We start from the raw sequence: 12,314 nt of genomic DNA on the forward strand, positions 1-12,314 counted from the left end.
GCGGCCTCACCGGGTTCTGGGATCGACGACGCGATAAAGGACATCGCAGAAGAGATTGAGGGTGACGAAGATGATACCGACCAGAAGCGAGCACCCGACCACGGCGTTCATGTCGCCGACAAGCAGGGCGTTGGTCAGGTATCGGCCGAAACCCGGCCATGCGAAGACCGTTTCGGTCAGTACCGCGCCCTCGAGGAGGAAGGCATAGGAAAGGGCAACGACGGTCACGACCTGCACGGCGACGTTGCGAAAGGCGTGGACCCAGACGGTCCGTCCCCAGGAGAGTCCCTTCACGCGCGCGGTTATGATGTATTCCTGGCCAAGCTGCTCCATCATGAAGCTGCGGGTCATGCGGCTGATATAGGCAAGAGCGCCGAAGCCGAGAATCGAGGCGGGCAGGATGATGTGACCGAAGGCATTGCGAAAAACATCCCATTTCCCCGTGATCGCCGTGTCGACCAGATAAAAGCCGGTAATCGGCTCGATATCGAACTCGTAGATGAAGTCGATACGCCCCGGTCCGCCGATCCAGCCGAGCGTGGCGTAGAAGATCACCAGTCCCATGAGGCCGAGCCAGAAGTTCGGCGCCGAATAGCCTATGAGGCCGGTGAAGCGGATCACATGGTCGATCCAGGAGTTCCGGTACATCGCCCCAAGCACGCCGGCCGGGATGCCGAGCCCCGTGCCGATAATGATCGACAAGGTCGCGAGCTCGATCGTCGCGGGAAACACACGAGCGATATCTTCGATAACCGGTTTTCCGGTGGTCAGAGCCTGTCCGAAATCAAGCGACAGTATGCCCTTCAGATAGATGCCGAACTGATACCAGAGCGGTTTGTCCATCCCGAGCGAGCGGGCCATGTTGTCATAGGCTTCCTGGGTGGCATTGTCGCCGAGAATGGCGACAACCGGATCGATCGGCAGCATCCTGCCGATGAAGAAGGTCAGGGCCGCAAGACCGAACAGGGTCACCAGAACCGGCAGCAACGTCTTGCCGATGATCCTCCCAACGAGGAATAAGGGGTTCGGCCTGAGGTCCGTCCCCGCATTGTCGCGGGGAACGGAGGTGGTGATTTCCGCCATGGACTCGCCTCCCCTATTTGGAGGCGGACGTGTAGTAGACGCGGAACCCGTTCCAGCTCCAATCCTTCACCTTGTCGCTCATGCCAAGGATGTTGTACATCTGAAACATGATGGCCATCGGGCCTTTTTCCATCACATCCTTCTGAAGCGCATAGTAGATTTGGTTGCGCTTTTCCGGATCGCCTTCAAGAAGCGCTTCCTGGACACGCTTGTTGAAATCCTCGTTCTGGAAGGCGGCGCGCCATGCTGGAATCTGCGTCAGTTTCGCTTCCGCGCGATTGTCCGGGTTGTAGACGAGGCGCGAGGCATTGCCATGCGCATCGGGAACGCCGGTCTGCCAGGCCAGCATGCCGCTCTTGAACTCGCGGCCGCGAATGCGGCTGAAGAGCTGGGCATTGGCCATGCGTTCCAGATTGAGCTTGACGCCCACCTTGGCCGCGTTCTGCTGGATGCTTTGGGCGATCGGCGCCGAATGCGGCAGGGTGCCGAACAGGACATCGCTTTCAAAGCCGTTCGGATAACCCGCTTCGGAGAGAAGTGCCTTCGCCTTTTCGAGATCGAGCGTAAAGGGCTGGCCTTGCTTCTCATCCAGAGCGCCCACAGCGCCGAGCTGCGCAAAGCTTGCACGCGGCACGCCGAGATAGGTCATGACCGACTTGGCGAGCCCGTCATAATCGATGAGATAGCGCATCGCCAGGCGCACTTTTTCGTTCTGGAAGACCGGGTCGGCCACGTTGAAAACCCAGAAGAAGAGCTGCGGCTTCAGTACGCGCTCGATCTTGAGGCCCGGCTTGCCGTCGAGATCGGCCAGATCGTCAGGTGAAAGATCGCGCGCAATGTCGACATCGCCCTGGATCAGCAGGAGGCGTTGCGTTCCCGGCTCGGCGACGTGGCGGATCAGAACGCGGGAGAGCTTTGGCTTGGTGCCGTAATATCCGTCGTTCGCCTGAAGAACGACGGATTCACCCGCGTTCCACTGCACCAGCCGATAGGGACCGACGCAGGCAGTGTTGGTGGCGAGATACTTGTTACCGAGGTCGCCATTCACCTGCTTCTCCATGAGCGTCTTCATGTCAAGAAGCGAAGAGACGCGGTTGGCGCCGATCGCCTGGAGAATGAGGTTGGTCGGATAGGGCTTGTCCAGCTTCATGACGAGCGTGTTGTCGTCCGTCGCCGCGATGCGTTCCTTCACATTGTCCTTGCTGAAGCCATATTCGGTAAGTGTCGACGCATTGCCGTAACCCAGCTGAACGACACGTTGCATGGACCAGGCAAGCTCCTTGGCGGTTGCCGGCTCGCCGCTCGGGAACTTCATGTTCTCATTGAGATGGAACGTGATCTGCATGCGGTCCGGCGAAACATCCCAGCTCTTCGCCAGAAGAGGAACGACCTTCGATTCGTCGGCGGGATCGAAATCGACCAGCGAGTCGCAGGTGTTCTGCATCAGTTCGCTGGTCACGACTTCACCGATCTGCGCCGGGTCGAAGGTGCTGATCGCATCGATATTCCAAGCCATGACGAGCGCGGAATCCGGCGTCGCGGCAAGGGCCGGCGGGCTGATTGACGAAAGGAAAACGCCGGCTGCTGCGGCAATCAGGCCGCGGCATTTGATAATTTGCTTTCTGGTCATGTTCTCAATTCCCCTTTTTTGATTGTTGACTGAAACAGGTGCCACTCGAAGCAATGCTGAAGGAATTTCAGGCCGCCTCCTTCGGGCGCGGCTGCAGCGGGGGCGTCACGTCGGCCGGAATGGGGCACACATAGGGCGTCCTGCCGACGCGCTCCTGATGATCCTTTTTCGCTGCAGCAAGCAGCTCGGCGTCGCTAAAAACGTCGATCGCGGTGGTGGCCATCATCTTGGCGGCATGGGTCATCCCCTTGTGAGCGGCGGGCATCTTGCCCTGCGCCGTCACCTGCCAGGAATGGCCGGGCGTGCCGATGGCAATCGTCGCGGCATGTGCCTGCACGGTCGGCATCACCCAGCTCACGTCACCGACGTCCGTGGAGCCGATCATTGGTTCGCCGCGGACATCGAGCGGTACGATGAAATCGCAGAGCGGTGTCTCCTGCCGGCGCGGAATGCCGACGGCGCGATAGGCGTTGTTGATATCCTCTTCGCTCAACGTCGCCTGAATCTTCGCCGCGAAGGCCTTGTCTTGCGCATCGAAAGGTATAGGCCCAAGGCGCTCAAGATTGCGCTGCATGGCTTCTTCCAGCGGGCGGTTCGGCAACAGATTGGAAACAGCACTCATGATGGAGATGTGAACCGTCGTCCCCGTCATCATTGCAGCGCCTTGCGCAACCTGTTTCACACGTTCGTTGAGCTCCTGCATGCCCTTGAGATCTCGAGAGCGGATGGCATAGCGGACGGCGGCCGTTGCCTGCACCACGTTCGGCGCGATGCCGCCGGAATCGAGCATCGCATAGTGGATGCGGCTGTCGGAGGGAACGTGCTCGCGCAGATAGTTGACGCCGACATTCATCAGTTCCACCGCGTCGAGCGCGGAGCGGCCGAGATGGGGCGCTGCGGCGGCATGCGAGGCCCGGCCGGTAAATCGGAAATCCATGCGGGTATTGGCGAGCGAAAGTGCGCGTGCCACTTCCGTGAAGGCGCTCGGATGCCAGGTAATGGCGATGTCGACACCATCGAACGCGCCCTCGCGGGCCATGAAGGATTTCGCGGCACCGCCTTCCTCGGCCGGGCAACCGTAATAGCGCACGCGGCCGGGTTTGCCGGACTTCTCCAGCCAGTCCTTGATCGCCGTCGCCGCCAGCATTGCAGCGGAGCCGAGCAGATTGTGGCCGCATCCATGGCCATGCCCATTGCCGGGCAAGGGGCGCGGCTGGGCGACACCCGCTTCCTGGCTGAGCCCTGGCAGCGCATCGTATTCACCGAGGATGGCGACGATCGGGCCGCCCTCGCCTGCCTCGCCCATCACCGCCGTCGGAATACCGGCCACGTTCTCGGTCACGCGGAAGCCCTGCTGGCGCAGCATGGCCGCATGCTCGGTCACGGAACGATATTCCGTATAGGCTATTTCCGGCATGCCCCAGACGCGGTCGCTCAGGGCCTCGAACTCGGTCCTGTGATTATCGACCAAGTCCCAGATCAGGTCGCTGTTCTGCATCGCTCACTCTCTCCAATCCATACTCGTCATCAAAGATGTTTTTCGAGGAACCGGGCGAAGGCGGAAAACACCGTTCGGCGGTTCTCTATCCGGGCAAAGCCGTGGCCCTCGTGGTCGACGCGCAGGTACTCGCAAGGGTGACGCAGACCGCTGAGGCAGGAATAGACGGTCTCGCTCTCTCCGATCGGTACGCGCGGATCACGATTGGCGTGGACAAGGAGCAGCGGCGCCTTCATGCGGGCGATCCGGTTGATGGGGGAGAAGCGCTCCAGCGCCTCGCGCATCACCGCCGGCTCGCCATATTCGGCGGCACGCTGCTGGCGCCCCCACGGACCGGTGGCGAGCAGATGGGTCAGGAAATTGCAGACACCATAGAAATCGACGCCAAGCGCCCACAGATCCGGATCCTCCGTCAGCGCGGACAGCACCATGAAGCCGCCATAGGAGCGACCGAAAATGCCGATACGTGCCGCGTTCACGTCCTTACGCGCGCCGATGGCAAGCCGAATGGCCCGCAGGTCTGCGACCGAGTCCATGCGCTTCTCACGGTCATCGAGTTCATGCCAGGCGCGGCCATAACCGGTGCTGCCGCGGACATTCGGGGCGACCACCATCACACCTTGAGAGACCAGGAACTGCACATCGGCGCGGAAGTCCGGTTTCCATTGCATCTCCGGGCCGCCATGCACGATGAAGAGCACGGGATATCCAGTTTCGGGGGGTGGGGAAGTCGGCTGATAGACGAGAGCCGGCACCATCCGTCCGTCGAAGCTTTCGAAGCGTTCCACGAGAGGTTCGACGAAGGAACCGGTATCCGTCCCCGCACCATCGACCGTCACCAGGGGTTCGAAGCTGCCGTTCTCCGGATCGAGTTTCCAGATACCGGGCAGCGTCGCCGCACCTTCGAGCGGGAAGACAAGCGATCGGCTGTCGGGAGTAAAGGCAAGCGATGCCACGACGCCGGGCGGGTGCCCCTCGAACATCCGGATGGAACCGCCGTCGCGGTCGCAGAGGCCGATACGGCTCCACCCCTCATCGTTGAGGACGAAAGCGATTTTCTGCTGGTCGGGCGAAAGCGCCAGCGCCTCGACGTTGCTTCCCGGCTGTTCGAAAATGTTTGCCGTCTCTCCGCCCTCGGCTGGAAACTGCCGGATGCCCATGAAATCGCTTCCCTGATCACAGACGGCAAGGCCGCCACTGCCGTCCTTGAACAGGCGGGCGGCGAGATATCGAGCACGCCCTTGATGCGGCATAAGCGGCGTCAGGCGTCCGGTCGCGATATCGAGGCGGTACATGTCCTGATCGTTGCCGGAGCGCAGGGACTCGCGGACGAGCAGCGATTGCCCATCGGGAAAGAAAGCCAGGACTTCCCGCATGCTGTCCCCCTCGCGGACGCAGGTCGCCACCTGCGTCGAGAGGTCCATGACATGGATGTCCATGTCGTGAGGCGAGCGAGCGTTGGAGGCATAGGCGATGCGTTGCCCATCCGGAGACCAGGCACCCCATAGATGAACGACACCGAGCGCATCCGTCAGCGCGACGGGTGGACCGGATGTGTCCGGCAGGAGCCAAAGCTGATGGCGTTCGTCGCCGCCGCAATCCGTCGTGAACAGGATATCCCGACTTTTCGGGTTGAAGGCCAACGCGCCGACTGGCTCCGGCATATCCGTGACCTGTCGTGCCGCGCCACCGGCAAGCGGCCTGATCCATATCTGGTTGAAGCCGCTTGCGTCGCAAAGGTATGCGAGAAGTGTTCCATCAGGGGATATCGCCGGCGATTTCACCGAACGGATTTCAAGAAAGGGCGCGATGGCGGCCGCATCGAAGGTAGACATCATCCTGCTCATGCGCATTCCCCCTCTTTGGGGGTGATCGGGGTCATTCGCTTGCGAAGCCGCTCGGTCGCCGCCTTCAGCTCATCGAAAAGAGGGCCTTTGGTGGATTGGTGGTTTGCTTCGGTGACGATCGAAAAGCCGGCTTCCGGCCAGGCACGATGCAGTCGCCAGGCGGAAAGCATCGGCGTGACGGTGTCGTATCGTCCCTGCACGATTTCACAGGGAAGATGTCTGATCCGATCGATGTCGCGCAACAATTGTCCTGGTTCCAGAAAAGCACCATTCACGCAGTAATGAGTGAAGAGTCTCGCCACGGCGAGCGCTGCTGTCGGTTCCATCAATGCGGCCACATGGCCCGGATCGGGAAGGAAAGTCTGGGTTTTCGCGGAAAAGCCGCGCAGGCTTAAGGCAGCCGCCACTTCCTCATGTGCGTTGCCGCTCGTCAGGCGTCGGTAATAGGCAGCAAGGAGGTCGGCGCGTTCCTCTTCCGGCACGAAACTCGCGAACTCTTCCCACTGATCGGGAAAGATCGAACGTGCGCCATGGAACCACCAATCTATATCTTCCTGTCCGGCCAGGAAAATACCATGCAGTCGAAAGCCGAGGCATCGTTCGGGATGCGCCTCACCATAGGCCAGCGCAAGACAGCTGCCCCACGAACCACCGGCCACAAGCCACCGATCGATCCCAAGCTTTTCGCGAATAGCCTCAATATCGGCAATGAGGGCATCGGTCGTGTTGTCGTGGAGGCTTGCAGACGGGACGGAACGCCCGGCACCACGCTGATCGAAAGTGACGACGCGGAATGCCGATAGGTCAAATGTCTCTACATGCTTGCGGGAAATGCCGGCGCCCGGCCCTCCATGCAAAACCACGACCGGAATGCCGTCATGAGCACCATATTCCTCGATATAGAGCTGGTGACATTCGTCGACCGGCAGATGAAAACGGCGCCTTGCCTTTTGTTCGTCCATCGCAAAGACTCTAGCCCAATAAAAATGGTCCACCGGCTAGCCACCGGAATGCCTACAAAATAGGCGAGACGATATTTTGGGCATGATGGTCCAGATCGGATAGAGCGTCTAATGCTAATTGCAAATAGCTCATTCCGATTTGGAATAGTTTTATCTCCGCAACATAGGCTGGTTGCCAGGAGGCGCCGCAAAGTGGACTTCTGGTCACCGAAGCCCCGACCGGACGACCCGCCCGGGGGCCGCACAGATCCCCCTACCAGGGCGGTCCGCTCTGCGCTTGCTTAGGTCAAGTCAGACAACGATCACCGCGATGACCGCTACGCAATCGCCGGCCTTCACCAATCCCGGAAAATGCCGTGCGCACAAGATGCCATCCATCTTTGCATGGATTTCGATAGGCGGTGCCCCGGTTCGTCCGGTTGGATAGATACGAGCCACCACGGCCCCCTCGCGGACCTCGTCTCCGAGGTCAAAGATAGGCTCGATCAACCCGCCCTCCTCGGCGAAGGAAAAGCAGTTGCCGTCCGGCATATCGAGCCAGGTCGTTTGTCCGGCCTCAGCCCCTCCCGCGACGATGCCGGTATGGCGCAGCACGTTCATGACGCCGCGCTTGGCGATGCCCGCGCTTTTTGCCGTCGCCGTGCCGCCGCCGCCAAGCTCGGTAGTGATGAAGACCTTGCCCATTTCCTCGGCCGCGGTGTCGTACATGCCGACCGCGTCGATTTCGAGCATCTTCATCGAATAAGGTGCGGAAAACGCCTCCACCAACTCGAAGGCACGAGCTTCCTGATCCTTGTCCGGCAGGATGTGCGCGGCGCAGAACGGTAGGAAATCCAAAGTTCTACCGCCCGAATGGAAGTCGAGGACGATATCGGCGCGAGGCAAGAGTTCCCGCTGGAAGTAGTCCGCGATCTTCTGCGTCACCGTCCCGTCCGGACGGCCGGGAAAGCTGCGGTTGAGATTACCCCTGTCGATCGGCGACGTCCGCGTTCCTGCTACAAATGCCGGATAGTTCATCGCCGGAACGATGATCACCGTGCCGCTGACGTCCTGCGCCTTCAGGCAGCGCGCGAGATCGAAGAGCGCAATCGGCCCTTCGTACTCGTCGCCGTGATTGCCGCCAGTCAGGAGTGCGGTCGGTCCGCTCCCGTTGCGGATGACCGTGATCGGGATCATCACCGATCCCCAGGCGGAATCGTCGCGGCTGTAGGGCAGCCGCAGGAAACCGTGCTGCACACCCTCGGTGTCGAAATCCACCGTCGGGCTGATCGGCGACGGCCGTAAAGCTGTCTCGCTCATCGCCGTCTCAATCCTTGACCATCAGCTTGCGCGGCACGTTCGCCAGGCATTCGACGCCGGTATCGGTGATGAGGATGCTCTCCGTCGTCTCGAAACCCATGTCCTCCAGCCAGAGGCCGGTCATGAAATGGAAGGTCATGCCGGGCTTCAACTCGGTGCGGTCGCCGGGGCGCAGGCTCATCGTGCGCTCGCCCCAGTCCGGCGGATAGGAAAGACCGATCGGGTAGCCCGTGCGGTTGTCCTTGACGATCCCGTACTTCTTCAGCACCGCAAAGAAGGCGTTGGCGATGTCCTCGCAGGTATTGCCGGGCTTGGCGACCGCGAGACCGGCTTCCATGCCTTCCAGCGTCGCCTTTTCCGCATCGAGAAAGGCTTGCGTCGGCTTGCCGAGGAAGACGGTGCGCGACAGCGGCACGTGATAGCGATTGTAGCAGCCGGCGATCTCGAAGAAGGTGCCCTCGCCCTTCCTCATCGGCCGGTCGTCCCAAGTCAGATGCGGCGCCGATGCCTCCCTTCCCGACGGCAACAAGGGCACGATTGCCGGATAGTCGCCGCCGATCCCGTCGACGCCGCGCGTGCCGGCATCGTAGATCTCGGCGACGAGATCGCATTTGCGCATGCCGACCTCGATCTTGTCGAAGATTCGCGCATGCATCGCCTCGACGATGCGTGCCGCATTGCGCATGTACTTGATCTCCGTCTCGCTTTTGACCGCGCGCTGCCAGTTCACCAACGCAGTCGCATCAACGAAGCGGGCATTCGGCAGGTGTTTCTGCAGGGAAGCGAAAGCGGCGGCCGAGAACCAGTAATTGTCCATCTCGACGCCGATCGTCAGCGTGCCGAAGCCGCGATCCGTGAGGATGCCGCAGAGGTAATCCATCGGATGGCGCTCGGTCGACTGCACGTAGTGGTCCGGATACCCGACAATGTTTTCATGCTTCAGATACGCCGTGAGCTTGGCACCGTTGGCGTCCTGTCCGCGGCCAAACCAGATCGGCTCGCCGGACGGCGGCACGATGACGGCCTGGTGCACATAGAACGACCATCCGTCATAACCCGTCAGCCAGGCCATGTTGGATGGATCGCTGACGATCAGCAGGTCGATCCCCTTCGCCTCCATGGCGCGCCGTGTCTTTTCCAGCCGCGCGGCATATTCGCCGAGCGAGAATTTGAGATTGGGCTGGGTCATGTTTCTTCCCTTCATTATCCGGCACAAGGCCGGCTCAGCTTTCGAATGCGGCGCCAGCGCCGGCGGCATCCGCTCGCGCGAAGGCAAGCGTGGCGATGGCGGTATCCTGGATGCCCGTACCGGTGAGGTCGGCAAGCGTGATCTGTCCGACGCTCTCGCGACCGCGGCGAAGGCCGGCGACGACTTCACCGAGTTGCGGAAACTCCGCATCCGGTGAAACGAGCCCTGCCTCTATGGCATGATGTAGCTCCCCCAGCCGCCGCGCCTGTTTCAGGCTGTCGGCGACGTAGACATCGGCTTTGGCAATCGCCGCCGGATCGATCTCGTTCTTGTGCTCGGCATCGGAGCCCATGGCAGTCATATGCTGGCCGGGCCGCAGCCAGTCTGCCTTCAGGATCGGCTTTTCAGACGGCGTGGTGGTGACGATGATATCGGCACCCGCGACCGCGGCCTCTGGATCGGCCTCGGCGCGAACCGGAAGCCCGAGTCTGGTCGTCAGATCGGCAGCCACGGCCTCTGCTTTTGCGGCGTCGCGTGCCCAGATACGGGCCTCGCGGATCGGACGGACCAGCGTCAGAGCCTCAAGCTGAAGGCACGCCTGCATTCCCGCACCGAAGATCGCCCCAACGCTCGAGTCCGGACGCGAAAGATGTTTTGCGGCTACCGCGCCGGCCGCGGCCGTCCGGACATCGGTCAGATAGCCGTTATCGAGCAGCAGTGCCTGCACCAGACCAGTGCGGCTGGACAGGAGGACCATCATGCCGTTGGTGCTCGGCAGGCCGATCTTCGGATTGTCGAAGAAGCCGGGGCTGATCTTGATGGCAAAACCTTCGATGCCCGGCACATAGGCCGTCTTCACATCCACCTCGCCGCGATGTTCGGGAATATCAAGTCGCAGGATAGGCGGCATGGCGACCGGCTTGGTGGCGAGCGCATGGAAGGCATCTTCGACACAAGCAACCGCCTCACGATCGAGCGGAACGAGCTTGCGCAGGTCTTTTTCGGTGAGAATGACCATCCGGCTCATGCGGCGTCCTTTCCATAGATCACGTCGCCGTTGATCACCTGCCGGTGCTGTTCCATGTCGACGTTGCGGCCGGAGAGAATGGCGACGATCGGGCCTCGACTTGCGACCTTGCCCGCCAACAGCGCCGCGATGCCGACGGCTGCAGCACCTTCGATGACTTCGCGCTCAACGGCATAGGCATGCCGCATCCCGGCCGCGATCTCGGCTTCGGAAAGCAGAACCACGTCATCGAGAAGTTCGTGGCACATGGGAAAGGTGACGCGGTTATCGAGGCCTATGCCGCCGCCGAGCGAATCCGCAAGGCTCGGCAGTTCCTCGACCAGAACCGGCCCGCCGGCATCAAGACTCGCCTTCATTGCCGCACCGCGTTCCATCGTCAGGCCGATGACTCGAGCCGATGGTTTCAAACCTTTCACAGCAGCGGCAATGCCGGCCGCAAGCCCGCCACCGGACAGCGGCACCAGAACAGTCTCGACCTCCGGCACCTGCGCGACAATCTCAAGGCCGAGCGTGCCTTGCCCCGCGACGACCGCCGGATGATCGAAGGGCGGCACCACGACCAGCCCCTCTTCCGTGACCAGCCTGTCCACCTCCTCCTGCGCCTCGTCCTGCGAACCCCCGATGATGCGAACACGAGCGCCGAGACGACGGATTTCCGAGACCTTGTTTTCCGGTACGAGCGACGACATGCAGATGGTCGCCAGCGAGCCTTCCGCTCTCGCGGCAAAGGCGAGCGCCCGGCCGTGATTGCCGGTAGACGCGGCCACGACGCCCCGTGCGCGCTCTTCTGCAGAAAGGGACAGAACGGCGTTGGTCGCGCCGCGCAGCTTGAAGCTGCCGGTGGTCTGGTGATGCTCCAGCTTCAGATGAACCGGCACACCAACGCGTTCACTCAGCGCGCCCGACTCCCCCATTGGGGTGCGGAGCACGCGGCCACCGACACGTGCCGCAGCGGCACGGATATTGTCGAGCTGAACTGGCAAGATTTTCTCCCTCATCAGCTCAGCCTTCCGGATAGGGCTTCGTCATCAGCATGCCCAGTTCGGGACGCGGTGCAATTTCGCCGCAGAGCCGCAGACAGGCCCAGGCTGTGGCGAGATTGCTGCTGACGACCGGCTTGCCGATTTCGGCTTCGATGCGTGCTGCGGCCTGAGCGGCTCGGACCGCCGTACAGGAGATGAAAAGCGCCTGCGACTCCGGCGCCATTGCCTCGCGGGCAAGCGAGACGATCTCGTCCGGGGCGATGCGCGCCATCTCGCGATCGTCCTCGAAACCCAGGCAGGTGAAACGATCGATCGTGAAGCCGAGGCCGGCGAAATAGTCGGCCATCGGCCGGCTCGTTTCCACGGTATAGGGCGTCAGGATCGAGATCCGGCTTGCCCCCACGGCCTTGAGGCCCTTCACGGATGCCGCCGTCGGCGTCACGACGGGAACATCCGGCTTGGCGACGCGGATCGCCTCCTCGATCCGGGCATCGCCGATCACCACCGAGGCGGAGGTGCAGGAATACATGACCGCATCCAGCGCCTCGTCCGGCAGGATAAGCGAGGCGCCTTCGGTCAGCACCGGCTGCATTTTCAACAGGTTCTCCGGCGTCGTCGGATTGGCATAGGGAATGCGGCTGACATAGACGCCGATGCGCTCGCTCGCGACCATGCGCTGGAAATCGGCTTCCGTCGTGTGGTCGGTGGCGAGAATGATGAGGCCGATCCGCTTTTGAAGCGGGCGGTCGTCCAGTCGCGGCTTCCCACCGGCGAGGCTTATCTCAACAGAAGTCAT

The 12,314-nt window shown here is 61.8% G+C and carries 10 protein-coding genes; all 10 read right to left on the bottom strand.

The window, feature by feature from the left end:
* Positions 1–6: 6 nt before the first annotated feature.
* The 10 genes from JL39_RS17740 to eutA all read right to left on the bottom strand — a co-directional run bounded on the left by JL39_RS17740 (position 7) and on the right by eutA (position 12,314).
* Complete coding sequence (locus JL39_RS17740) at positions 7–1,083, bottom strand: ABC transporter permease (RefSeq protein WP_037153273.1); 1,077 nt, start codon at positions 1,081–1,083, stop codon at positions 7–9.
* Positions 1,084–1,096: 13 nt separating this feature from the next.
* On the bottom strand, positions 1,097–2,713 hold the full coding sequence (locus JL39_RS17745; RefSeq protein WP_152601157.1) for an ABC transporter substrate-binding protein: 1,617 nt from the start codon (positions 2,711–2,713) through the stop codon (positions 1,097–1,099).
* A 67-nt stretch (positions 2,714–2,780) separates the two neighbouring features.
* The gene (locus tag JL39_RS17750) at positions 2,781–4,211 is read right to left on the bottom strand and encodes a M20 family metallopeptidase (RefSeq protein WP_037153276.1); all 1,431 of its coding nucleotides are present in this window, start codon (positions 4,209–4,211) and stop codon (positions 2,781–2,783) included.
* Positions 4,212–4,240: 29 nt separating this feature from the next.
* Positions 4,241–6,058 carry a S9 family peptidase gene (locus tag JL39_RS17755; RefSeq protein ID WP_037153279.1) on the bottom strand — a complete coding sequence of 606 codons (1,818 nt, stop codon included), beginning with the start codon at positions 6,056–6,058 and terminating at the stop codon, positions 4,241–4,243.
* Positions 6,055–7,020: a prolyl aminopeptidase gene (pip, locus tag JL39_RS17760; RefSeq protein WP_037153282.1), complete on the bottom strand. Its 966-nt coding sequence runs from the start codon at positions 7,018–7,020 to the stop codon at positions 6,055–6,057. The genes JL39_RS17755 and pip overlap by 4 nt, the downstream gene beginning before the upstream one ends.
* Before the next feature lie 291 nt (positions 7,021–7,311).
* Positions 7,312–8,319 carry a N(2)-acetyl-L-2,4-diaminobutanoate deacetylase DoeB gene (gene doeB / locus JL39_RS17765; protein WP_037153285.1) on the bottom strand — a complete coding sequence of 336 codons (1,008 nt, stop codon included), beginning with the start codon at positions 8,317–8,319 and terminating at the stop codon, positions 7,312–7,314.
* A 7-nt stretch (positions 8,320–8,326) separates the two neighbouring features.
* Positions 8,327–9,508 carry an ectoine hydrolase DoeA gene (gene doeA, locus JL39_RS17770; RefSeq protein ID WP_037153288.1) on the bottom strand — a complete coding sequence of 394 codons (1,182 nt, stop codon included), beginning with the start codon at positions 9,506–9,508 and terminating at the stop codon, positions 8,327–8,329.
* 34 nt (positions 9,509–9,542) lie between these two features.
* The gene (gene eutC / locus JL39_RS17775; protein WP_037153290.1) at positions 9,543–10,535 is read right to left on the bottom strand and encodes an ectoine utilization protein EutC; all 993 of its coding nucleotides are present in this window, start codon (positions 10,533–10,535) and stop codon (positions 9,543–9,545) included.
* Positions 10,532–11,518 (bottom strand): hydroxyectoine utilization dehydratase EutB, encoded by a 987-nt coding sequence (gene eutB, locus JL39_RS17780; RefSeq protein WP_244446909.1) that lies wholly within the window; start codon positions 11,516–11,518, stop codon positions 10,532–10,534. The genes eutC and eutB overlap by 4 nt, the downstream gene beginning before the upstream one ends.
* A 19-nt stretch (positions 11,519–11,537) precedes the next feature.
* On the bottom strand, positions 11,538–12,314 hold the full coding sequence (eutA, locus tag JL39_RS17785; RefSeq protein ID WP_037153294.1) for an ectoine utilization protein EutA: 777 nt from the start codon (positions 12,312–12,314) through the stop codon (positions 11,538–11,540).

The sequence above is a fragment of the Rhizobium sp. YS-1r genome (genome assembly GCF_000757525.1).
In the GTDB taxonomy this organism is placed as follows: Bacteria; Pseudomonadota; Alphaproteobacteria; order Rhizobiales; family Rhizobiaceae; genus Neorhizobium; species Neorhizobium petrolearium.

Coding starts and splice junctions, on each gene's coding strand:
- eutC (WP_037153290.1), bottom strand. CDS start 10,535: ATGAGCCGGATGGTCATTCTCACCGAAAAAGACCTGCGCAAGCTCGTT.
- JL39_RS17745 (WP_152601157.1), bottom strand. CDS start 2,713: ATGACCAGAAAGCAAATTATCAAATGCCGCGGCCTGATTGCCGCAGCA.
- eutA (WP_037153294.1), bottom strand. CDS start 12,314: ATGACTTCTGTTGAGATAAGCCTCGCCGGTGGGAAGCCGCGACTGGAC.
- JL39_RS17740 (WP_037153273.1), bottom strand. CDS start 1,083: ATGGCGGAAATCACCACCTCCGTTCCCCGCGACAATGCGGGGACGGAC.
- doeA (WP_037153288.1), bottom strand. CDS start 9,508: ATGACCCAGCCCAATCTCAAATTCTCGCTCGGCGAATATGCCGCGCGG.
- doeB (WP_037153285.1), bottom strand. CDS start 8,319: ATGAGCGAGACAGCTTTACGGCCGTCGCCGATCAGCCCGACGGTGGAT.
- JL39_RS17755 (WP_037153279.1), bottom strand. CDS start 6,058: ATGAGCAGGATGATGTCTACCTTCGATGCGGCCGCCATCGCGCCCTTT.
- pip (WP_037153282.1), bottom strand. CDS start 7,020: ATGGACGAACAAAAGGCAAGGCGCCGTTTTCATCTGCCGGTCGACGAA.
- JL39_RS17750 (WP_037153276.1), bottom strand. CDS start 4,211: ATGCAGAACAGCGACCTGATCTGGGACTTGGTCGATAATCACAGGACC.